General features: G+C 67.4%; 23 protein-coding genes. 14 read left to right on the top strand and 9 right to left on the bottom strand.

Going from position 1 to position 22,565, the window contains the following annotated elements:
* From J4E04_RS05290 to J4E04_RS05270, 5 genes are all read left to right on the top strand, one after another.
* Positions 1 to 1,611 carry an N-acyl-D-amino-acid deacylase family protein gene (locus J4E04_RS05290; protein ID WP_490150077.1) on the top strand — a complete coding sequence of 537 codons (1,611 nt, stop codon included), beginning with the start codon at positions 1 to 3 and terminating at the stop codon, positions 1,609 to 1,611.
* Positions 1,608 to 2,240: a bifunctional 4-hydroxy-2-oxoglutarate aldolase/2-dehydro-3-deoxy-phosphogluconate aldolase gene (locus tag J4E04_RS05285; protein ID WP_490150076.1), complete on the top strand. Its 633-nt coding sequence runs from the start codon at positions 1,608 to 1,610 to the stop codon at positions 2,238 to 2,240. Before J4E04_RS05290 ends, J4E04_RS05285 begins: the two co-directional genes overlap by 4 nt.
* Before the next feature lie 28 nt (positions 2,241 to 2,268).
* The gene (locus J4E04_RS05280) at positions 2,269 to 3,708 is read left to right on the top strand and encodes a GntP family permease (RefSeq protein ID WP_490150075.1); all 1,440 of its coding nucleotides are present in this window, start codon (positions 2,269 to 2,271) and stop codon (positions 3,706 to 3,708) included.
* 5 nt (positions 3,709 to 3,713) lie between these two features.
* On the top strand, positions 3,714 to 4,523 hold the full coding sequence (locus J4E04_RS05275) for an alpha/beta fold hydrolase (protein WP_490150074.1): 810 nt from the start codon (positions 3,714 to 3,716) through the stop codon (positions 4,521 to 4,523).
* A 214-nt stretch (positions 4,524 to 4,737) separates the two neighbouring features.
* The gene (locus J4E04_RS05270) at positions 4,738 to 4,986 is read left to right on the top strand and encodes a LuxR C-terminal-related transcriptional regulator (RefSeq protein WP_027504894.1); all 249 of its coding nucleotides are present in this window, start codon (positions 4,738 to 4,740) and stop codon (positions 4,984 to 4,986) included.
* A gap of 88 nt (positions 4,987 to 5,074) precedes the next feature.
* On the opposite strand, the gene J4E04_RS05265 is transcribed toward J4E04_RS05270, so the two are convergent.
* The 5 genes from J4E04_RS05265 to J4E04_RS05245 all read right to left on the bottom strand — a co-directional run bounded on the left by J4E04_RS05265 (position 5,075) and on the right by J4E04_RS05245 (position 11,539).
* A complete protein-coding gene (locus J4E04_RS05265) occupies positions 5,075 to 5,842 on the bottom strand; it encodes a DeoR/GlpR family DNA-binding transcription regulator (protein WP_056448224.1) in 768 nt (255 codons plus the stop codon).
* Positions 5,843 to 5,851: 9 nt separating this feature from the next.
* On the bottom strand, positions 5,852 to 8,017 hold the full coding sequence (pdxA, locus tag J4E04_RS05260) for a 4-hydroxythreonine-4-phosphate dehydrogenase PdxA (RefSeq protein ID WP_490150073.1): 2,166 nt from the start codon (positions 8,015 to 8,017) through the stop codon (positions 5,852 to 5,854).
* 77 nt (positions 8,018 to 8,094) lie between these two features.
* Positions 8,095 to 8,778, bottom strand: a complete 684-nt coding sequence (locus J4E04_RS05255; RefSeq protein WP_056448218.1) for an SDR family NAD(P)-dependent oxidoreductase — start codon at positions 8,776 to 8,778, stop codon at positions 8,095 to 8,097.
* Complete coding sequence (locus J4E04_RS05250) at positions 8,766 to 9,947, bottom strand: sialidase family protein (protein WP_027504890.1); 1,182 nt, start codon at positions 9,945 to 9,947, stop codon at positions 8,766 to 8,768. Before J4E04_RS05250 ends, J4E04_RS05255 begins: the two co-directional genes overlap by 13 nt.
* Positions 9,948 to 9,961: 14 nt before the next feature.
* Positions 9,962 to 11,539: an ABC transporter substrate-binding protein gene (locus J4E04_RS05245; RefSeq protein WP_490150072.1), complete on the bottom strand. Its 1,578-nt coding sequence runs from the start codon at positions 11,537 to 11,539 to the stop codon at positions 9,962 to 9,964.
* Positions 11,540 to 11,781: 242 nt separating this feature from the next.
* Between J4E04_RS05245 and J4E04_RS05240 the strand changes: the two genes are divergently transcribed.
* From J4E04_RS05240 to J4E04_RS05200, 9 genes are all read left to right on the top strand, one after another.
* Positions 11,782 to 12,816: an ABC transporter permease gene (locus J4E04_RS05240; protein WP_328812339.1), complete on the top strand. Its 1,035-nt coding sequence runs from the start codon at positions 11,782 to 11,784 to the stop codon at positions 12,814 to 12,816.
* Positions 12,817 to 13,758: an ABC transporter permease gene (locus J4E04_RS05235; protein WP_042575606.1), complete on the top strand. Its 942-nt coding sequence runs from the start codon at positions 12,817 to 12,819 to the stop codon at positions 13,756 to 13,758.
* A gap of 1 nt (position 13,759) precedes the next feature.
* Positions 13,760 to 14,587 carry an ABC transporter ATP-binding protein gene (locus J4E04_RS05230; protein ID WP_052493323.1) on the top strand — a complete coding sequence of 276 codons (828 nt, stop codon included), beginning with the start codon at positions 13,760 to 13,762 and terminating at the stop codon, positions 14,585 to 14,587.
* Positions 14,584 to 15,417, top strand: a complete 834-nt coding sequence (locus tag J4E04_RS05225; protein ID WP_490150071.1) for an ATP-binding cassette domain-containing protein — start codon at positions 14,584 to 14,586, stop codon at positions 15,415 to 15,417. The genes J4E04_RS05230 and J4E04_RS05225 overlap by 4 nt, the downstream gene beginning before the upstream one ends.
* Positions 15,414 to 16,376: an aldo/keto reductase gene (locus J4E04_RS05220; protein ID WP_490150070.1), complete on the top strand. Its 963-nt coding sequence runs from the start codon at positions 15,414 to 15,416 to the stop codon at positions 16,374 to 16,376. Before J4E04_RS05225 ends, J4E04_RS05220 begins: the two co-directional genes overlap by 4 nt.
* Before the next feature lie 10 nt (positions 16,377 to 16,386).
* The gene (locus J4E04_RS05215; protein ID WP_490150069.1) at positions 16,387 to 17,148 is read left to right on the top strand and encodes an HpcH/HpaI aldolase family protein; all 762 of its coding nucleotides are present in this window, start codon (positions 16,387 to 16,389) and stop codon (positions 17,146 to 17,148) included.
* Positions 17,149 to 17,350: 202 nt separating this feature from the next.
* The gene (locus J4E04_RS05210; protein WP_307091769.1) at positions 17,351 to 17,776 is read left to right on the top strand and encodes a DUF4262 domain-containing protein; all 426 of its coding nucleotides are present in this window, start codon (positions 17,351 to 17,353) and stop codon (positions 17,774 to 17,776) included.
* A gap of 195 nt (positions 17,777 to 17,971) precedes the next feature.
* Positions 17,972 to 18,436 carry a hypothetical protein gene (locus tag J4E04_RS05205; RefSeq protein WP_027504884.1) on the top strand — a complete coding sequence of 155 codons (465 nt, stop codon included), beginning with the start codon at positions 17,972 to 17,974 and terminating at the stop codon, positions 18,434 to 18,436.
* A gap of 198 nt (positions 18,437 to 18,634) precedes the next feature.
* Positions 18,635 to 18,892: a hypothetical protein gene (locus J4E04_RS05200; RefSeq protein WP_490150068.1), complete on the top strand. Its 258-nt coding sequence runs from the start codon at positions 18,635 to 18,637 to the stop codon at positions 18,890 to 18,892.
* A 16-nt stretch (positions 18,893 to 18,908) separates the two neighbouring features.
* Here the strand turns inward: J4E04_RS05200 and J4E04_RS05195 are convergent, their stop codons facing one another.
* From J4E04_RS05195 to J4E04_RS05180, 4 genes are read right to left on the bottom strand one after another with little or no spacing between them, the layout of a single operon-like run.
* A complete protein-coding gene (locus tag J4E04_RS05195) occupies positions 18,909 to 19,715 on the bottom strand; it encodes an ABC transporter permease (protein WP_307108445.1) in 807 nt (268 codons plus the stop codon).
* Between the two features lie 11 nt (positions 19,716 to 19,726).
* Positions 19,727 to 20,539 (bottom strand): ABC transporter permease, encoded by an 813-nt coding sequence (locus J4E04_RS05190; RefSeq protein WP_490150067.1) that lies wholly within the window; start codon positions 20,537 to 20,539, stop codon positions 19,727 to 19,729.
* Entirely contained in the window at positions 20,536 to 21,345 is an 810-nt protein-coding gene (locus J4E04_RS05185) for an ABC transporter ATP-binding protein (RefSeq protein ID WP_037184864.1), read from the bottom strand. Before J4E04_RS05185 ends, J4E04_RS05190 begins: the two co-directional genes overlap by 4 nt.
* Positions 21,346 to 21,372: 27 nt before the next feature.
* Positions 21,373 to 22,389 (bottom strand): ABC transporter substrate-binding protein, encoded by a 1,017-nt coding sequence (locus tag J4E04_RS05180; protein WP_027504879.1) that lies wholly within the window; start codon positions 22,387 to 22,389, stop codon positions 21,373 to 21,375.
* Positions 22,390 to 22,565 lie beyond the last annotated feature (176 nt).

Raw genomic sequence — 22,565 nt, 5'->3', positions numbered from 1 at the left:
ATGGCGGACATCCTCTTTCGCGGCGGTGACGTCGTCGACGGCACCGGATCCGACCGAGTCCGCGCCGACGTTCTCGTCGACGACGGACGCATCACGCGGGTCGCGGCACCGGGCACTGTCGCCGACGCGCAGACCGTCGTCGACGTGCCACGGGGCCACGTCGTCGCACCGGGTTTCATCGACATGCACGCCCACTCCGACCTCGGCCTGCTGACCGCACCTGGACACGTTCCGAAGATCACCCAGGGCGTCACCACCGAGGTGCTCGGTCAGGACGGCCTCTCCTACGCACCCGTCTCCGACGAGACGCTCGCGGTGATCCGCCGTCAGATCTCCGGGTGGAACGGCAATCCCACCGATCTCGACATCACGTGGCGCTCGGTCGCCGAGTATCTGGACCGGCTCGACCGGGGCATCACCCCGAACGCCGCGTACCTGGTGCCGCAAGGAACGCTGCGCTATCTGGCGGTCGGGGCGGATCAGCGTCCTGCGACCGCCGCCGAGGTCGAGCACATGCGAGAGCTGGTGGCACAAGGCATATCCGAGGGCGCAGTCGGCATGTCCAGCGGACTGACCTACACGCCCGGGATGTACGCCGACACGGGCGAACTGCGCGCGCTGTGTGAGGTCGTCGCCGAGTTCGGTGGCTTCTACGCTCCGCACACCCGCTCCTACGGCAAGAACGCTCTCGGCGCATACCGGGAGATGATCGAGCTCTCCCGTGAGACCGGCTGCGCCCTGCACCTGACCCACGCCACCATGAACTTCGGCGAGAACAAGGGCCGCGCCGGCGAATTCCTCGACATGGTCGACGCCGCGATCGCCGACGGGTGCGACATCACGCTCGACACCTATCCCTACCTGCCCGGCGCCACCACCCTGTCCGCGCTGCTGCCCAGCTGGGCGATGTCCGGCGGACCCGATGCGGCGCTGGGCCGTCTCGACGATCCCGACGTGCGGCGCCGCATCACCGACGACGTGAATCGCTACGGCTCGGACGGCTGCCACGGCGTCACGGTGGAATGGGAGACGATCCAGCTCAGCGGCGTCGCGAACGCGGATCTCGACCGCTACGTCGGGAAGACCGTCCTCGACATCGCGACCGAGGAGGGCCGCGCACCCGTCGACGTGTTCTTCGACGTGCTCCAGCGAGATGCGTTGAGCACCACCATCCTGCAACACGTCGGGCACGAGGAGAACGTGCGCGCCATCATGGTGCATCCCCACCACATGGGCGGCAGCGACGCCATCCTGGTGGGCGAGCGTCCGCATCCGCGGGCCTGGGGCACGTTCCCGCGCTACCTCGGTCACTACGTCCGCGACGAGGGCCTGATGTCGCTCGAGGACTGCGTCCATCACCTCACGGGACGGCCCGGTGCACGACTCGGTCTCGCCGACCGTGGCCTCGTCCGCGAGGGCCACGCAGCGGATCTCGTGGTCTTCGATCCGGCCACCGTCCGGGACACCGCCACCTTCGACCACCCCAAGCAGCAGGCCGTCGGCATCGCGCACGTTCTCATCAACGGCTCCTTCGCCGTGCGCGACGGCGTCCCCACCGGAACACTCGCCGGCCGCTCCCTCCGCCGCACCTCTCACGGAAGAACCTCATGACGACCCGTTTCGATGATGCACTTGCGACGATTCTCGAGGACCGCGCGCTGGTGGTGGTCCGCGCCCCGTCCATTCCCGACCCCGCCGCGTTGGCCGACGCCCTCGTCGCCGGCGGACTGCGCGCCGTCGAGCTGACCTTCACCACACCGAACGTGCTGGACTGCCTGCGCGCCGCGTCGTCGTCTGGTGCCGTGATGGGTGCGGGCACCGTGATGACGGGGGACCAGGCGCGCGCCGCCATCGACGCGGGTGCACGCTTCCTCGTCACTCCCGGACTGCGTCCCGACGTCGCCGCGGTGGCGCACGAACGGGACGTGCCCGTCATGATGGGCGCGCTCACGCCCACCGAGATCATGGCGGCGCTCGATCTGGGCGCCGCCGCGGTGAAGGTGTTCCCCGCGAAGCTGTTCGGCCCCAGCTACTTCGGCGATCTTCGCGGACCGTTCCCCGACGTTCCCCTCGTTCCGTCCGGCGGCGTCAATGCCGACAATGCCGCCGACTACCTCGCCCGCGGCGCCGTCGCCGTCACCGCGGGCACCGACGTCGTTCCACCGGCCGCGGTCGCGGCCGGGCTCTGGGACGACATCACCGCTCGCGCCACCTCGTTCGTCCACTCACTCCTCCGCTGACTCTCCACATACTTCGAAAGGCAACCTCATGGGTTCCGTCGTCGACTGGTTGAGGACGTCCACTCCCGGACTCCTCGTTCTGTGCGGTATCGCGATCGCGGTCCTGCTCGTCGTCATCATCAAGGTCAAGCTCGAACCGTTCATCGCCCTCCTCATCGTCGGCCTGGGACTCGCTGTCGCAGCCGGACTCCCGGTGTCGCAGATCGTGGGTACCGCCATCAAGAGCGGCGACTCGATTCTCGAGACGGGCTTCGGCGGCATCCTCGGCCACATCGCCGTCATCATCGGACTGGGCACCGTCCTCGGTGCCATCCTCGAGAGGTCCGGTGGTGCGCAGGCACTCACCGCCAAGCTTCTCGGCGTCTTCGGTGATCGCGGCGCACCCATCGCGATGGGTCTGCTCGGCCTCATCTTCGGCATCCCCGTCTTCTTCGACATCGGCATCTTCGTTCTCGCCCCGCTCGTCTACGTCGCGGCGCGACAGGGCGGAAAGTCGTTGGTGCTGTATGCGCTTCCGATGCTCGCGGGCCTGTCGATGACGCACGCGTTCCTCCCGCCGCACCCCGGCCCCGTCGCGCTGGGCGGCCTGCTCGAGGTCAACCTGGGCTGGCTCATCCTCATGGGCTTCATCTGCGGGATCCCCGGCTTCATTGCGGCCGGCCTCGTGTGGGGCAGCTACATCGGCAAGCGCATCATCGTCGAGGTGCCCGAGGACTTCGTCAACGATGCCGACGACAACGGACCGCACACGTCGGGCGGCACCGCCGTCGAGACGAAGCGACCCGTGGTCACCACTCCCCCGTCCGTCGCGACCATCGGCGCCATCATCGCCGTGCCCCTGGTGCTCATCCTCGGCGCCACGTTCGGCACCATTCTGCTCGACGAGGGCAACCTGCTCCAGGTCCTCACGTTCTTCGGCACCCCCGCGGTCGCTCTGCTCATCGCGGTGCTCATCGCGTTCTACGTCCTGGGCATCCGCCGCGGTTCGACGGTGCAGGAGTTGTCCACTCTCACCGGCGAATCGCTCCGCCCGGTCGGCATGCTGCTCCTCGTCGTCGGGGCCGGCGCGTTCTTCGGCAAGGTCATCTCGGCCACCGGCATCGGTACCGCACTCGCGGACACCATGTCCGCCGCGGGACTGCCGATCATCGTGCTCGCGTACATCATCAGCTGTGCGCTGCGCATTGCTCAGGGATCGGCGACCGTCGCCATCGTCACGACCGGTGGCATCGTCGGACCGCTCGTCGCGGCGCAGGACTACTCGCAGATGTCGGTCGCGCTCATCGCCATGGCCATCGCTGCCGGCTCCATCATCCTGAGCCACGTCAACGACGGCGGGTTCTGGATCATCGCCAAGTTCTTCAACCTCACCGTCAAGCAGACGCTGCAGACGTGGACCGTGTTGGAGACCGTGCTGTCGGTCGTCAGCTTCGCCGTGGCAGGGGGGTTGTTCGCGATCGTAAGCTGACGATCATGCCCACTTTCGTGACGGACGACGACGTGACCCTGAGCTACCTCGACGAGGGCAGCGGTCCCGTCGTCGTCCTGGTCGCCGGGTTCGGCGCTCCGGCGACCACGTGGGTGTTCCAACAGGATGCGCTCGTGCGGGCCGGGTATCGCGTGCTCGCGCTCGACCGGCGCGGCCACGGCGACTCCGAGGCACCCGATCACGGCGCCACCATGGCGCGGCACGGCCGGGACCTCGACAACTTCCTCACCGCGGTGGGCGTCGAGACTGCCGTGCTGATGGGTGGCTCCATGGGCGCGAGCACCGTCTGGTCCTACATCCGTACGACCGGGACGTCGAGGGTCCGCGGTGTCGTCTCGGTCGATCAGACGCCGAAGATGATCAACGACGCGTCGTGGCCGCACGGCTTCTACGGTCTGACCGACGCCACCGTCGACGGGTTCTTCGCGAAGGGCATTCCCGCCACGGGACACGGACCCTCGACATTCGCCTCGCTCCTCCCCGTCGCGAAACTGATTCTGCGCCTGCGGTCGATGCCCAGAATGGTGTCGTCCGAGACACCGCCCATGAGAGCACTTCTCGACGACCACTCCCGCCAGGACTGGCGCGCGGACATCCGGGCCGCGGACGTACCGATCCTCATGATCGCGGGACGGAACAGTCAGTTCTGGCCCTCGGATCACGCAGTGGTCACCGCGCGCGACACCGCGCAGGGTCAGGTCGCGCTGATCGACAGCGGCCACGCCGCGAACATGGACCGTCCACGTCAGGTGAACGAGGCCGTGCTGACCTTCCTGCGCGGCATCGGGTACTGACTGTCGTCTGCGCGACGGACAGTGGAGATGCCCGTCGTCTGATTGCATGGACCGGTCACAGTCCGCAGATGGTGAGCTCTGCGAAGCATGCCCCCGACGTCGGGGTCCCCCGAAGTCGTGGCTACCGAGCTGCCCGGAACAAAACGTACGGTCCTCCCAGAACAGCAGCGCAGCGCTGCTGCGCCGAGCAGGGGGACCGATACAGATGCAGGCAATGATGACCGACGACGACATCGTGAGACCGGCCCTCAGCGTGCGGGAGGTGGAGGTCCTGCGGGCGTGGATCATCAGCGACTCGAAGGGCACCGTCGCACGGTCGCTCTTCATCTCCCCCGCCACGGTCAACACCCACATCGCGCGCATTCGCGAGAAGTACGAGGCGGTAGGCCGCTCGGCCGGGTCCAAGGCCTCGCTGGTCGCCCGAGCACTGCAGGACGGTCACGTGGGGTTGGACGAGCTGTAATCCGCGGCTGGCGTTTTCGCTCCGCTCACGCCACCTACCGACGGGATCCCGCGCGACAGGGCGCCGAGAGGAGCAGAAACTCCAGCGCTCAGACCACGACGACCGTGACCCCGGCGTCGCGGAAGGGCTGCACCTGTTCCTCTGTCGCGCCGGCATCCGTGACCAGGGTGACGCCCTCGGGCAGGGGCGCCCAGGCGTGGAACGGACGCTGACCCAGCTTCGCCGCGTGCGCGAGCACGTAGACCGTGCCGGCGCGTTCGATCATCAACTCCTTCAGCCGCGTCTGCTCCAGCTCGGCCTCGCAGATGCCGCGGTCGGCGGTCACCGCGTCCGCACCGAGGAAGGCGCGGTCGAAGGACACCCGTGCCAACGACGCCTCGGCGAGCGGTCCGACGAATCCCTGCGACAGGTGACGCAGCGTGCCGCCCAGGCACTCGACGCGGACGTCGTCGGCATCCGCCAGCGCCTCGAGCGCAGTGAGACCCGCGGCGATGACCGTGAGGCCCGTCGAGTCACGGAGGTACTCCCCCATGGCACCGACGGTGGTGCCGGCGTCGAGAAGCACCGTCTCGCCCGGGCGCACCTCTCCCGCAGCCCACTTCGCGATCGAACGCTTGGCGTCGAAGCCCTCGACCGCACGCTGTCGCAGCGACGACTCGGGGTGTGGGTCGAGCGCGATCGCGCCACCGTAGGTGCGCGCGAGAAGCCCCTCGGCGGTCAGCTGCGACAGATCCCGACGAATGGTCGAGGCCGTCACGCCGAACTGCACGGACAGGTCTTCCACACTCGCCAGACCACTCGTCTTGGCCAGGCGGACGATCTCCGCGCGCCGCGCCTGTGACTCCCTGAGCGCCATACCCGAAACCTAGCCGACGTCGGCGGTGCTGGTCGCCAGTTCGGCGGCCTGTCGCAGGGCTTCCACCATGCTGCCGGCCTCGGCGATGCCCTTGCCCGCGATGTCGAACGCGGTGCCGTGATCCACGGAGGTACGGATGACGGGGAGTCCCACGGTGATGTTCACGCCGGCCTCGATGCCGAGAACCTTGACCGGTCCGTGGCCCTGGTCGTGGTACATAGCGACGATGAGGTCGTAGTCACCGCGACCCGCGAGGAAGAAGGCGGTGTCGGCGGGCAGCGGTCCGACGGCGTCGATTCCGTCGGCCTGCAGCTTCTCGACGGCCGGCACGATCTTCTGATCCTCCTCGCCGTACCCGAACAGGCCGTTCTCGCCGGCATGCGGGTTGATACCGCACAGGCCGATCTTCGGGTTGCTGTTGCCCGATCGCACCAGCGCCTCGTACCCGCGGCGGACGGTCCGCTCGACGAGACCCGGCTCGATCTTCGCGACGGCGTCGAGCAGTCCGATGTGGGTGGTCACGTGGATGACCTTGAGCTTGGGCGTCGAGAGCATCATCGACACCTCCTCGGTACCGGTGAGGTGCGCGAGCAGCTCGGTGTGACCGGGGAAGATGTGTCCGGCGGCGTGCAGCGCCTCCTTGTTGAGCGGCGCGGTGCAGATCGCCTGGACGTCACCGGCGACGGCCAGTTCGGCTGCGACACGGATGTATTCGTAGGCAGCATGTCCCGCCACTGCGGACAGCTCGCCCCAGGCCAGATCCGCGGGCAGCAACCCGAGGTCGATGACGTTGATGCGCCCGCTGGTGAACTCGGCATCGGCGATGCGCTCGATCGAGACGATGTCGCACTGCACACCCAGCACGTCGGCCGCGAGTCGCAGACGCGCGGCGTCACCGATGACGACGGGCTTGCACCACCCCGCCACCTTCGCGTCGAGCACGGCGGGGACGATGACCTCGGGGCCGATGCCCGCGCCGTCGCCCATCGTCAGGGCCACGACGGGCAGGTCGAGGGTCTGGAGATCGGTCGATGTCATGGCTGTGTCCTTCGGTCGGAGCGTGGTGTCCGGCGAGCCGCCGGTGAGGTAGGAGTGGATGGCGGACAGGCTCTCTCGGTCTCCGAAACTGCCCGGCCGCGTGACGACGCGTCGGCCCCGCGGGTCGACGGACACGACAGCGCCGTAGTGCACGTGTCCTAGCGGGCGCAGGGTGTCGATACCGAGCGCGGTGATGACGGCCCGTGCCGTCTCACCGCCGGTGAGGGCGAGGTCGACCGACAGTCCGTCGGCCCCCGCTCGGACGTACTCGGCCAGGGCGACGGACAGGTCACGGGTACGCGCGACGTCCACGGACCCGGTCACGGTGAGCGCGACCGAGCCGTCACGCAGGGCGGAGGAGAGCTCCCGTGCGTCGGCGAGGCCGGCAAGCACGTCACCCGCGTCCACGGTGAGCAGCCGCACCCCGTCCTCGACGAGACGACGAACCTGCTCGACGGCGACCGAGGAGGCGGTGCCCACGACGACGAGGACGGGATCGCCTGTGCAAGCAACGGTCCGAGGCTCGGCCGACCCGTCGAGACCGCGGGCGACGGCGGCAGCGAGGGCAGAGGTACCCACCAGGATCACGTCGGGTCGCTCCGCCACTGCCGCCACCACCGCGTCGAGATCGGCGTCGGACTCGATGTCGCACACGACGACCCCGGTCGCGGCGGAGAGCGTGTCGATGGTGACGAGCGGAGCATCGAGCATGTGCGGCAACGACTCCGGGGGCTCGTCGAACTCGGCGTGCCACAGGTCGGTGTCGACCAGGGGCGCTCTGTCGACGTGGAGCACGCCGCCACGGACGACGCGGTCCAGCAGTGGCAGACCGCCCGCGACGACCACCGGCCCGCGGGCCGACAACGCGCGCACCGTGGCGGCGACGTTCCCGCGCAGAAGCGAGTCGATCTTCGCGAGCACGCGTGCGCCTGCGGGTACGGAACGCAGTGCAGAGGACACCAACGATTCCGCATGCTCGGCCGCCAGCGCTCGGGTATCGAGGTCCACGACAGACACTGTGGCGGAACCGATCACGGCATCAAGGGTCAGAGACACATCGGACGTGCGGTCGAGGAACACCCCGGCGACCTCCGCGGCGCCCGAGAGGTCGTCGGCCAGTACGACGAGTGAGGTCATCCTCGTACCACCCTTCCCCCTTGTTGCGCGAACCACGCATACAACTGTAGCCCAATTGCGTGTTTCGCGCAGGTGGTTCACAACGACGCTCCCGCGCACTGCACGATCGCCTGGCCGGTGATGTTGCGGCCGAGAGGGCCGAGCAGGAAGCGGATGAGCCCCGCGACCTCCGACGGGTCGATGAAGGCTCCGAGAGGCGGGAGCTTGGGCGGAGTGTGCGCGCGCGACGGATCCCCCAGCATGGCGGTGTCCGTGGGCCCGGGCGCAACGACGTTGACGGTGATGCCGCGGGACACCAGTTCCATGGCCCACGACCGTGCCATGCCCGTCAGCGCGGACTTCGTGGCGACGTACTGGCTCTTGCCGGCATTGCCGGTCATGGTGCGACTTCCGACGAGAACGACTCGGGCACCGGGTTCCAGAGCGTCGACCACGCCGTTCACCAGGACCTCGGCCGCGGCGACATGGACCTGCCACATGTCGCGGAGGTCGTCGACGTTCAGCGACCCGAGCGGAGCCGAACGCTGCAGTCCCGCAGCGTGAACGACGGCGTCGACCGCGGACAGACCCGACGCGATCTCCGCCACCGAGTCCAGATCACCCAGGTCGGACTCGACCCACGTCAGGTTCTCGTGCTCGATCTCCGGTTGCCGACGACTCAGCCCGGTGACACGCCACCCGTCGTCGAGAAGCGAGAGGGCCGTCGCCGCACCGATTCCGGAGCTGACGCCCGTGACGACGGCGTGCTTCACGACAGCCACTCCGGCTGCACCTCGCAGTACTCGATAGCCTGACGGAAGCGCGTGAAGGCCACGTGCAGCGTCGGACCGTCGGCCACGATGGACGGGTACGAGAACTCGCGGTTCAATCCGTCGCGGGAGTTGTTCGACAGGCAGTACCCGTCGCCCTCCTCCAGGTTTCGGCGCACCGGCCAGGTGACACCGCGATCGGATGAGATCGCCAGGGCCATCGGCGCTCGGGGTGCGCCCCAGAAGGCGTGCCGCGGGTCGCCGTCGTCCAGGGGCGAGTCCTCCTCGACCGTTTCCTGCTTGTCCGCGATGCCGTGATCGTCGATCTCGTCGTACAGCGACAGTCGGCGCGCCGTGGCGTCCTCACGACTGGACTCGTTGTACACCAGGGCGAGTCGATCGTCGGCCAGCACGACGAACTGCACCGACGAATTGTTGTTGGGCAGCTCGGTGGGGACGGGAGCGCTCCACGTGTCACCGTCGTCGTCCGAGACAGAACGGTAGACGTGGTCCGCCCAGCGGCTGCGGTAGAGGGCGACGAGCTGATCGTCGGACACCCGGCCGATGTTCATGTGGACGCACCCGATGCTGTCGGGAACGACTACCTCGCGCCAGGTGACGCCGTCGTCGTCCGACACCATGACGCCGGAGTAGTCGCGGTCGCCCACCCACTTGCGGCCTTCGATGCGGACGCAGTGGAAGACAGGCAACAGGATCCGGCCGGAGGGCAGCGTGACCATGGGCTGGCGTACGAACACGCCACCCGCCTCGGTCTCCGGGATGAGGACGTCGGTGTCACCCCAGGTGCGCCCGCCGTCGGGCGAGATCCGCCGAAGCACCCGTGCGGTGTCCTGGTTGCCGGCGTGTTGCGAGGTCCACAGCAGCCAGATCTCGCCGGACTCACGCACGTTCAGCACGGGATTCTGCTCCGACCGCGTCCCGTCGTCCGACAGACGAATCGGCTGCGACCACTCGTCGCCGTCCCGTCGGGAGAACCACACGCTGATGTCCGGAACACCTTCCTGTGTGCCGGCGAACCAAACGCATGCAAGCGAACCGTCGGGCAGCACAGCCAGATTGGCCGCGTGGTTCTGCACCTCGGGCGGGGTCAACAGCGCATCACGGCGCCCGGGCTCGGCGGTGGGGCGCACGATGCCGTCGGCATCCAGTGTGGTAGTCACGGGGATCTCCTCGATCAACTGACGAGTGTCGCGGCGGACAGGTTGTAGGAGTTGGTGGGACGCAGGGTCACGTCCTGGATGCGTTCGCGACGCGCCATCACCGACTTGGGAACGAAGGACCACAGGCAGGGCACGGTGTCCCAGATCTGGCGCTGCGCGTCGGCGAGAAGCTGAGTGCGTCGGGTCTCGTCGACCTCCTCGGACGCACGCGCGATGGCCGCGGCGATCTCGGGGAACATGTACCCGTGGTACGTGTCTCGGGTCTGTTCCTTCTCCGGGGTGCCGGCGTACATGCCCTGCATGATGGTGATCGCCAGTCCGGTCGGACTCGGGAATCCGTTACCCAGGATGTCCCAGTCGCCCGCCTTGCCCTGACGCCACTGCATGATGTCGCCGCCCGGCTCGAACTGCTGCAATGTGGTGCGGACGCCGATCGCCGAGAACATCTGGACGACCGACTCCATGATGTCGGTGTCGGCAGCGAACTCGCCCGACTCCCAGATGATCTTGAGTTCCAGATCGGAGATGCCGAGAGCGTCGAGCTCGCCACGCGCCCGCGCCGGGTCGTACGTGTACTCACCGGTCTCGATGGCGCCGTCGAGGATCGCGGGGATGACGCCCTTGGACGCTGTCGCCGATCCCTGCATCACCTGGTCGATCAGCGCCGGCCCGTTGATGGCGTACGTCAGCGCGCGGCGCACCCGAGCATCGGCGAGCGGATGGTCGGCGGGCTTGCGGAAGTTGTAGAAGAGCTGATTGAGCCGCACGCCGTCGACACGATCGACCACGACGTTCGACAGGCCCTCGAGCTGGTCCGCCGCGTCGGGCGTGATGGAGTCGATGACGTCCACCTCGCCGCTACGCAGCGTGACGACGCGCGAGGACTCCTCGGGGACGAAGCGCACGCGCACCGTCTCGATGTTCGGCGCAGTGCCCCAGTACTTCGTGTTGCGTTCGAGCGTGTAGTTGCCGGTACCGCGATCGGCCGACGTCACGACGTACGGGCCCGAGCCGAGACCGGTCTGCAGTTCCTCGGGCTTGTTGTCCGCGGCCGGCGTGATGAGGATGTTGGACATCAGGTAATCGAGCACGGGGACGGGCTTGGTGGTCAGCAACGAGAAGCTGGTGTCGTCCATCTGCTCGACCGTCGGCCACTCGGGGAAGAAGCCGCCGACGAACGATCCGTCGACCTCGCTGTACATCCGGATGGCCGTGGCGACGTCCTGCACCTGCACGGGCGAGCCGTCGGAGTACACGGCACCCTGCCGCAGGTGGACGAACCAGCGGGTGGGCTCGACCAGATCGAAGCGGTCGGCGAGGACGAGCTGCGGCTTCAGGTTGGCGTCGATCTCGGTGAGGGCCTGACGCACGCCGCGCTGCACGGTGAGGGCGGCGTCGAACTGGTTGAGCTTGTTGTCCAGGCTCACCAGCGACCGGTTGAGCGCCAGGCTCACCGTGGTCGGGCCCGGTGTGCCGGTAGGCGTGGCGCACGCACTGGCACCCGCGCCCAACACCACGCCACCACCGAGCAGCATCCCGCCGCGCAGGAGATTGCGGCGGGAGAACTGCTGGTTGAACGGCGATCTGGTCATCGTCGACCTCTCTTCGAACTTCGAGCGTCATGAGGGGCTGCGGGTCAGGAGCGGAGCTGCACTGTGACCGCAAGCACACCTGGACTGTACGCAGGTCTGCACACAACACGCAACTATGAATTACTACTTGCGTGATTCGCGCACAAGTGCCATTGTGAGCTGAGTTACATCGAAGCCCGCGCTCGTGACCAGCCAGCGCAGAGGCATCTCCCGAAAGGTCGTTCGATGCACACCACGAACACATGCGCGGTCCGACGGACGGTGACCCGGTGACCGCCGGCATGATCACGCCCGCCGACGCGCCGGCCGCCGAACCCGCGAAGTCGAAGTCGAAGTCCGCGGGCACGGCGCGCTACATCGTCAAGCGGCTCGGTCAGAGCGCGCTCGCGATCTTCCTGACGCTCACCACGGTGTTCGTGCTGATCCGTCTCGCACCCGGCGATCCCGCCTACGCGATGGCGGGCCCGCTGGCCTCCAGCGAGGACATCGAGCGGATCCGCCAGAGCATGGGTCTGGACCAGTCGATCATCACGCAGTACCTGAAGTACCTGCAGGGACTGCTGCAACTCGATCTCGGAACGTCGTACTCGTTCCAGGCGCCCGCCTTCGACGTGGTGCTCGATCGCCTCCCTTACACACTGACGCTCACAGTTGCCTCGATCGGACTGACGACACTGCTCGCCATCCCGCTCGGTGTCTGGATGGCACGCCGCGCGGACACCCGCCGCGAACTGGGCGCCAACGTCGTCACGATCGCAGGACAGTCGATGCCCGACTTCTGGACGGGCCTGATGCTCATCACCATCTTCGCCGTGGTGATCCCGATCTTCCCGGCCGCCGGCTTCGCCACGTGGTCGTCGCTCGTCCTGCCCATGGTCACCGTCGCCATCCTGCAGATCGCCCTGATCTCCCGCATGGTGCGTCGGGAGATGGTCGGCGCCTTCGGGTCCCAGTACGCGACGGTGGCGCGCGCACGCGGTGTGTCGGAGCGGAAACTCATCTGGCGCTACGCCCTGCGCAACTCGTCCATCCCCGTTCTCACTGCCCTCGGCACACGCTTCGCGTCGATGCTCAACGGTGTCGTGGTGGTCGAGGTCGTGTTCGCCTGGCCCGGTGTCGGATCGCTCGTCGTCCGCGCGCTCGAGACCCGCGACTACCCCCTCATCCAGGCCACCGTGCTCGTCACCGCGGTGCTCGCCGTCCTCGTCCAGCTCCTCGTCGACCTCTGCTACCCGCTTCTGGACCCCCGTGTCCGCCTGGGGAAGGGAACGTCCTAGATGACCACAACACTCGAGCCCCCGCAGGCGGAGCGCCCGTCGGCGGTCACCGCGAAGGACATCGCCAAGGCAGGCTCCACTCGGCGCGCCCGCGACAGCCGACTGAAGATCTGGGTGGGCAGCGTCTGCGCACTCGTCGTGATCCTCCCCGTCGCGTTCGCTCGCGTACTGCCGCTGCAGGATCCGGACGCCACCGATCTCGGTGCTCGCCGTCTCGCACCGCTCACCGACGGCCACCTGTTCGGAACCGACCAGCTCGGACGCGACCTTCTCGCCCGCGTTCTCTACGGCGGTCAGGTGTCACTGCTCGTCGGCATCCTTGCCGTGCTGGTCTCCGGCCTCATCGGCCTGACCCTCGGCTCCATGGCCGGCTACTTCGGCGGCTGGGTCGACACCGTCATCAGCCGGTTGCTCGAAGCGCAGCTGTCCCTGCCGCTGCTCATGATGCTGCTCCTCGTCGTCGCCCTCTTCGGGCCGTCCATCCCGGTCATCACGTTCGTCATCGCGATCGCCCAGTGGCCCGAGATCGCCCGTCTGACACGCTCTCTGGTGCTCGTGGAGCGAGAGAAGCCCTACGTCGCCGCGTCGCGGGTACTCGGACTCGGCAAGGTCGCCATCCTCACGCGCCACATCATCCCGAACGTCATCAAGCAGACCTCGCTGGTGGTGCTGCTCCTGCTCGCCCAGGCGGTGCTCCTCGAGTCCGCGCTGAGCTACCTCGGCGCCGGACCGCAGCGACCGTTCGCCACGTGGGGCCGCATCATCTCCGACGGCCAGGACTACATCACGACGTCGTGGTGGCTGGTCACCCTGCCGGGCCTCGTCATCGTGCTCCTCGTCATCGGCGTCAACCTCCTCGGCGACGGTCTGCGCGACCGTCCCGCCGGCTCGGGTCTGAAGGCTCTGCTGGGACGCTTCGCCATCTCGGGAAAGAAGGCCTGACATGACCGAGTCACTGCTCACCGTCGACGAACTGCAGATCGAGCTGGTCACGGACAACGGCATCGTCCGCGCCGTCGACGGGGTCTCCTTCGACATCGCGCCCGGCGAGACCGTTTGCATCATCGGCGAATCCGGCTCGGGTAAGTCGACCACCGCGATGGGAATCCTCGGGCTGCTGCCCGACGATCTCGCGGTCCTCTCCGGCCGTGCACGCTGGAAAGGGACCGACATCCTCGGCGACGACAAAGCGCTGCGGAAGGTCCGAGGGACGGACATCGCCCTCATTCCCCAGGATCCGATGACGGCCCTCTCCCCCGTCCACACGGTGGGGTCGCAGCTGCGAGAGGCCATTCACCACAGCGGTGTCCGCGGCAAGTCCGCGCAGACCACCCGCGCCGTCGAGCTGCTCGATCAGGTCCACATAGTCAACCCGGCGGACCAGCTGAACAGGTACCCACACCAGTTGTCGGGCGGCATGTTGCAGCGTGTCCTCATCGCATGCGCCCTGGCCGCCGATCCCGACCTCATCGTCGCCGACGAGCCCACCAGTGCACTCGACGTCACCGTGCAGGCCAGCATCCTCGACCTCATGCTCGAACTGCAGGAGCGCACCGGCATCGGCATGCTGCTCATCACCCACGACCTGGGTGTCGCCCGGCTGATGTCCGACCGGATCCACGTCATGAAGTCGGGCCGGTTCGTCGAGAGCGGCGACGCCCAGTCGATGGTCCGCAATCCCCAGAACGCCTACACCAAGAAGCTTCTCGACGCGGTCCCCCAGCTGGGCACCTGGTCGGGCGCACCCGCCGATCAAGGAGTCCCGGCATGAGCCTGTTGACCGTCGACGACCTGGTCGTCGAGTATCCCGTCGCCACCGGCACCTTCCGCGCCGTCGACGGTGTCAGCTTCAGCGTCGACAAGGGCGAGACCCTCGCGATCGTCGGCGAGTCCGGCTGCGGGAAGTCGACCATCGCCAAGTCGATCGTCCGGCTGCTGACACCGACGTCGGGACGCATCCTCGTCGACGGTGTCGACATCGCCGGGATGAAGGAGCGAGCCCTCAAGCCCTTCCGCTCGCGCGTGCAGATGGTCTTCCAGGACCCGTACGGCTCGCTGGATCCGCATCTCACGGCCGTCGACATCGTCGGTGAGCCGTTGCGCCTCAGAGGTGTTCGCTCCAAGGCGGACCGGGCCCGACGTGCCGCCGAGCTGATCGACCAGGTCCAGCTGCCGGCGTCGTCTTTGCACCGCCGACCGGGCGAGTTCTCGGGGGGCCAGCGTCAGCGCATCGGTATCGCGCGTGCGCTGGCGTCCGAACCCGAGATCCTGGTGTGCGACGAGGCCACCAGTGCGCTCGACGTGTCGGTGCAGGCGCAGGTGCTCGACCTGCTGCGCACCATCCAGCACGACACCGGCATCACGTACGTCTTCATCTCGCACAACCTCGGCGTGGTGCGGGAGATCAGCGACAACGTGGTCGTGATGCGCAAGGGCGGCGTGGTCGAGAGCGGCCCCACCACAGACGTTCTGACCAACCCGCAGCACCCGTACACGGCAGCCCTGCGCGCCGCGGCGCTCGACCCCTCCACGATGGAGGGCGTCAAGCCGCGCTACGTTCTGTCGGGTCGACCGGCACCTACCTCTGGAGTACCCGCATGATGTTCGGCTCCCCGCCTTTCGGCCCGATGGTGCTGGGCACCATGACTTTCGGCGATACCGTCGACCTGGAGGGGTCGCGCGCTCTGCTCGACACGGCACTCGACGCCGGCATCACCCACATCGACACCGCCAACGGGTACGCAGGCGGAGAGTCCGAACGCATCCTCGCGCAGTTGCTCGCCGGTCGACGCGACGAAGTCACCCTCGCCACCAAGGGCGGCATGTTCCTCGGCGACGCAGACGGCCACTCGCCCCTGTCACCCGAGGGGCTGCGGCTCGGACTCGAGGCAAGCCTGCACCGGCTCGGCACCGACCACGTCGACCTCTTCTACCTGCACCAGCCCGACCGCGCGTCGTCGCTCGAGGACACCCTCGGGACCGTCGCCAAGTTGGTGGCCGAAGGCAAGGTGGGAGCGCTCGGCGTCTCGAATTTCGCCGCCTGGCAGATCGCCGAGGTGAACCGCGTGTGCGATGAGGTGGGTGCGCCGCGGCCCGTCGTCGCGCAGCAGCTCTACAACCTGCTGGCCCGCCGCGTCGAGGAGGAGTACGTCGAGTTCGCCGCCGTCAGCGGCATCACCACGATGGTCTACAACCCGTTGGGCGGCGGCCTCCTCACCGGCAAGCACTCGTTCGACGAAGCTCCCGGCGAGGGGCGGTTCGGCGATTCGCGGCTGGCCGCGATGTACCGCGAGCGGTACTGGAACACCCAGATCTTCGACGCGATCACGCGCTTGTCCGCGGTGGCGTCGGACGCCGGCATGCCGCTCACCGAGCTCGCCCTGCGCTGGTTGCGATCGAAGCCCCTCACCGGACCGATTCTGTTGGGCGGCTCCAAGACCAGCCACCTGCAGGCCAACATCGACGCCCTGGGCCGCGGTCCGCTCTCCGACGACGTCGTCGCCGCGTGCGACGAGGTCGGTGCGGCACTGCGCGGTCCGATGCCTGCCTACAACCGATAGGAAACCTTTCATGTCTGCCGCCGATTTCGCCCGCCGCATCCGTTCCCGTGAACGGACACTGGGCTACTGGTCCGTCATCGACTCCCCCGTCTCCACCGAGTGGCTCGCTCACGTCGGGTGGGACTACATCTGCCTCGATCTGCAGCACGGCCTCATCGGTTACGACGGGATGCTGCGCGGACTCACCGCTATCGACGCGGCGCAGGGCCCGGCCGGACTCGTGCGGGTCGAGTCCAACGACCAGACCTACATCGGCAAAGCACTCGACGCCGGTGCGCGCGGCGTCATCGTGCCGCTGATCGACACTGCCGAGGACGCCGCCCGCGCCGTCTCCTACGTGCGCTATCCCCCTGCCGGCGTGCGCTCGTACGGTCCGATGCGCTCACAGCTGCGCGTCGGACCGCTTCCCGCCGACGCGAACGACAGTGTCGTCGTGCTCGCGATGATCGAGACCCCCGACGGCCTCGAGAACGTCGAGGCCATCTGCGCCGTGCCCGGACTCGACGGCGTGTACGTCGGGCCGTCGGACCTGCGCATCGCCGTCGGTGGCGCCTCCCCCTCGGACAGCTCCGTGGACGACGTGTTCGACGCGGCACTCGTGCGTGTGCAGGAAGCAGCCGCCGCGGCGGGGATCGCGGCCGGCATCCACACCCCCTCCGGCGAGGTCGCGGCGAAGCGCCTGGCGCAGGGCTACACCTTCGCGACCGTGGCCTCGGACCTCACCCACCTCAAAGCTGTGTCCGAGGGGCACCTGAAGGCTGCGCGGGGGTAGGGGTTCCGGTCGAGCGATCCGCGCCGAGAGGAGCGCGAGTGGGCCTGGTGTTCCACTCGTGAGCCGTGCGGGCGGGATCCCGCGCGCAGGACACGCACGTGGAACACCACGACCAGAGCTGCACCGCCTGTCGTACCGCCGCGTTACCTTCCTCCTCCGCATCGACTTCCGGGGGGAAACTATGTGCAGAGGGTGCGTCTCAGTGCCGGACATCAAGAGGAAGATCGCGCGCCACGGGTGGGCGGTGACTGCCGTGGCGGGGTCGGATCACGAGGTACCCGACGTCGCGTACACGACGGGCCTCACCAGCAGGTCGTTGCCCGAACTGATCGTCTACGGACTGCCGTTCCATCTGTCGGGGAGCCTGCTCCACGACATGGCGTCGCAGATGGTCGCCGGTCTCGCACTGTCGTCCGGGATCACGATCCGCAGTGCGACCGGCGACGAACCGGACATCGTGGTCATTCAGGCCGTCAATACCGCGGACATGGTGGTCACCGGTGCGCTGTACTCGGACTTCACTGCGCTGCAACTGGTGTGGCCGGACGTCGACGGCCACTTCCCGTGGGAGGAGGAGTACTCCATCTGTGCCCACCACCAGCCATTGATGGGCGTGGGGTGGGTATGACGGTTCGGGGCTGACCCGGGCGTGGTGTTCCACTGTCCGCCCTGTCGAGCGGGTTCCCGCGTCCGACATCGGAGGAAAGGGACACCACGCCCAGCGCGGAAGAACAACGAAATGGTCACAAACCATTCGGCCGAGTAACGAGTCGCCCGGAGATGCAGACACACTGAGGACACCAGACCACCCGAGAGGATCCTCATGCGCTCGCTCACGAAGCTCGCCGGAGCCGCGTTCGTCGGCATCACTGCCGCGACGATGTCCGTCGTCGGTGCCGGCACCGCGTCCGCGGTCGACTACCCCGCACCGGTGCCCGTCGATCCGGCGGCCTTCCTGCAGGGCGATGTCGCGTACTTCTCCACCGGCGCCGCCAATTGTTCCATCACCCCGGCGGGGGTCGTGGGTTGCGATCTTCCGGGCGGCGAGTACCTCACCCAGATCCCCTTCGCCCCCGTGGTCTACGACGTGGCGATCGACGTGCCGTGGTTCCCGGCTCACCCGACCTTCGGGATCGGCGGCCCGCGTGGGCGTGCCGGGAGCACTCCCCTCGGTGGCTCGCTCAGCTACGGCGGGGCCACCTGCTACATCGGCTTCAAGGGATCGCTGAACTGTTCCTCGATGGGTCACTCGTTCACGGTGTGGACGCCGTACATGACGTTGAGCTGACCTGAACGCAACGAGTCACTTCGGATCGGAGCCGCCGTTCTGCTGTGATCGCGCAGTGGACGGAGGAGCAGCCATGGAACCGAGTGCCGAGATCGACGGCCTGATCGCCCGACACCCCGACTGGCGCGGTGACGCCCCGGCGGAAGCACGACGGGTGATTCTGTCGGTGGACGACGGCATCGTCGAGGGTTGAAATACATGGGCTCCCCCGCCCGGGATCTCGACGGGCCGCTCATCGTCGGCGACATCTTCAAAGCGAAAGTGAAGCTCGGCTTCCAGTACGGGGCGGCGCTGGACGACCCGAAGGGCATCTTCAACGGTGAGCTCGGCGGGAAGCAGCGGTGCTCGTACGAACTCTTCGAAGGTGACGTCGTCGACGCGGAGGCATTAGCCGGACTGGTCCGTGCGGCGATCGAGCGGAATCGGAACAAGAAGGCCGAGTCGCGCAAGAGATAGCCCCGCAGCCCTACACTCAGCCCCCGTACTTGGACGTCACCCGGTTCTCTAACCACTGCAACGCCATGGTGGGCGGCAGCGCCATCACCAGGATCAGCACCACGGTTCCCATGATGTTCTCCATGCGGATCAGGCTGACGTTGCGCAACAGTTCGTACCCGATGCCGCTCGATGCCGAGAACATCTCAGCGAGAAGTAGACCCAGGAACGCCAGACCGAACGTCATGCGCATACCCGTCGCGAGCGAGGGCAGCACCGACGGAACGACGATCTGCCGCACCAGCCGTGGCCAACTCACCTGCAGGGACGCGGCCATCTTGAGGTGGATCCGCTGCACGGACGCCGTGCTCTCCACGGCGACCAGGAACATGGGAATGAAGGCCGCGTAGAACGCGAAGCCCGCGCGGCTCAGCTCCCCGATACCCAGGAACGACAGGAAGATCGGGTAGAGCACGATCTTCGGGATGCTGTTGATCGCATAGAAGATCGGGACCACCGTGCGGGCCCAGAACGGGGTGAGCCCGAGCGCGAGGCCCAGGAGCGACCCGACGATCGTGCTGCCCAGGAAGGCGAGCACCAGGATGCGGAGCGAATCGAGCACGTTGGCACGGAAGTCCGGATTCCCGAGATCGGCGACCAAGGATCGCATCGCCTCGAGCGGCGTCGGGAAAATCAGACTGTCGGCGACGACAGCCGACACCCACCAGATCACCACGGCGAGCACTGCCACCACGAGCGGCGGCACCACACGACGTGCGGTGTGCACACCTCGACGCCGGGGCGCTACGGCCGGCGCGGCGATGGTCGGGGGCAGAGTGGCCACGGAGCGACTCATCAGCGACGCCTCCAATCGAATCGGTTGAGGGCGGCGGAGATGCCGAACGTCGCGATCAGGGCGATGGCCGCGACCACGAGGATGCCTGCGTACATGTCGGCGATGTCGAAGCTGTCGTACGCGATGGAGATGAAATGCCCGAGACCCTGTGTGGACAGGATGAACTCGCTGGCGAGCACCGAGATGATCGCGTAGGAGAGCCCCAGCTTGAGGCCTGTCACGATGTTGGGCAACGCGTACGGTAAGAGAATCGACCGAAAGTACTGCCAGCGGCTGAGCATCAGCGTGGTGCCCAGTTTGGTGACGATGGGCGACACGGCGTTGAAGCCAGTGCGCGCGTTGAGGGCCACCACACCGAACGCGAAGATGGTCGACAGGATGGCGATGGGTGCGACGCCGGCACCGAACAGCACCACCATGATCGGGTAGAGCGCGAAGGTGGGCACCGCGTAGTACACGTTCAGGTACGGCTGGAACGCTCTGTCCCACAGCTCGAATCGCCACAGGACGTAGGCCGCGGCCACCCCGGACACGGAACTGAGCACGAACGCGACCACGATGATGCCGAGCGTCCGCCCGAGAGCGTCGACGAGGAAGTCCGTGTCGGTCAACAGTCGGAGGGCGGTGAAGAACATGTCGGACACCGGAACGATGTCGAGGGGGGACGCGAAGAATCGTGCCGCGATGTCGACGGCCACCAATGCAGCGACCAGGATGACCACCGTCCACCCCCACGCCGGTAACCCCAGTGACGTGGCGGGTGCCGACCGCAGATAACCGGGAACGACGGAGCTGCGTTCGGTGGTGCTCACGGCTCGATGCTCATCGTCTTCTTGGCCTCGTCCCGCAGCGTCGACCAGATGCGCTCGTGCAACGCGACGGCATCGGGACTGGCCAGCACGTCCTCGGACCGGGGCCGCGGCAGATCGATCGGTACCTCGTCGATGAATCGGCCCGGGCGGGCGCTCATCACGAGCACGCGGTCGGAGAGCAGCACGGCCTCCTGGATGCTGTGCGTGATGAACAGGACTCCGCAGGTGAGCTTCTCGACGATCTTCAACAACTCGTAGGACATCACGAGCCGGGTCTGCTCGTCGAGAGCGCCGAAGGGCTCGTCGGCGAGAACGAGATCGGGCTCCATCGACAGGCACCGTGCGATGGCGACGCGCTGTCGCATACCGCCCGACAGCTGCGTCGGGTAGTGGTCGCCGAATCGCGCGAGCCCGACGGTCGCGAGCAACTCGTCCGCGCGCTCGCGTCGCTCCTTCTTGCCGACTCCCCGCACTTCGAGTGCGAAGGCGACGTTGTCGCGAATGGTGCGCCACGGCAACGTCGCGGACTCCTGGAAGATCACTGCCGTCTTGGTGCGCGGTCCACTCATCGGCTGGTCGTCGATGGTCACCGTACCGCTGTCATGATCCTGCAGGCCTGCGAAGATCTCGAGAAGTGTCGACTTCCCGCATCCACTCGGACCGACGATCGACACGAACTCACCGCGCCCGATGGTCAGGTCGATCTCGTGCAGGGCGGTCACGTCACCGAAGTGTCGGGAGACCGAGGAGGCGATGGCTATGGCCGACGACGTCTCGGGTCGGGGTCTGGTCGCAGCGTGGGTCACGTCGATACCTTCTTCTCGAGGAGCAGGTCAGGCGGGGCAGTTGCCGGGAACGTCGGCGTCGACGTCGGGGGCGAGGAACTCGGGATCGAACAGGGTGCAGAAATCGGGCACACGGTCGCTGCCCGACGCGTCCACACCCGACTGGGCGGCCTCGACGGATGCCGCGTCGAATCCGCCGCCCCAGGTGTCCACGGACGAGGCACGTTCGACGACGGCGGTGGCCGACTCGACGTCGAATCCTGTGTAGTCCGCATAGATTCGGGCGGCTGCGACGGGGTCTGCCTTGATCGAGGCGACCGCGTCGGTGTACCCGTGGTTGATGGCGCGGACGACGCCGGGGTTGCTCGCGGCATAGTCCTTGGTCGTGGTGATGGTCGACTGCAGGAATCTCTTCATGTAGTCGGGGCTGCTGACGATGAGCTTGAAGTCCTCCGGCCGCTGTTCGGCGACGATGGACGGAATCAGGGCGATGTCGACGGAACCCGCTTCGAGCAGGGCCAACCCCTCCCCGATTCCACCCGACGACACGCGCTCGATCCGCGCAGGATCTGCGCCGGCGAGGGAGGGCAATAATCGGGTGAGCGCGTCCGACGCGGAGTTCGGTCGCGTGTACGCCCACCGGCGGACGTCGTCGATCGAGTCGACCGCCGAGTTCGACGCCAGCGCATAGAAATTCATCGGATACGGACCCTGGGTACCGCCACCCACGATACGCAGCTCGGACCCACCGGCGTCGGCCTGCACGATGGAGGGGTAGCTGACCTCACCGATGGGGATGTTGCCGTCGAGGAGGGTGCGCATGGTCGCGCTGCCGCCCTTGCCCGGAACGATGTTCTCGACGATGACGCCGTACTTCTCGAACAGTCCCTGCTTCTGTGCGACGAGCCACGGGATGCTGTAGATCTCGGCGGCAGCCGACACCGTCACGTCGATGGTGACGGGGTTCGCGGGGTCTGCGTCGCGGCCCGGTCCCGAACTGCAGGCGGTCAGTCCGACGGTCAGTCCGAGTACCGCCAAAAGCGGCGCGACTCTGCGTCTGTACATCTGTTCCTCGCTGGCTGGTCGATGTGGTGACGGACCACGAGAGGCGTCTCCGACGCCTGATCCGTTCGGCTGCAGTGCGGTTGGTGATCCACGCAACACAGACTTTACGGGATACATACGATGATTGACAGCGTTCGTGGTGATTTGTCACCGGCATTCCGACAATTGCCGCTCAA

It is taken from the genome of Rhodococcus sp. NFXS4, assembly GCF_058139645.1.
This window is presented reverse-complemented; position numbering and strand designations above follow the sequence as displayed.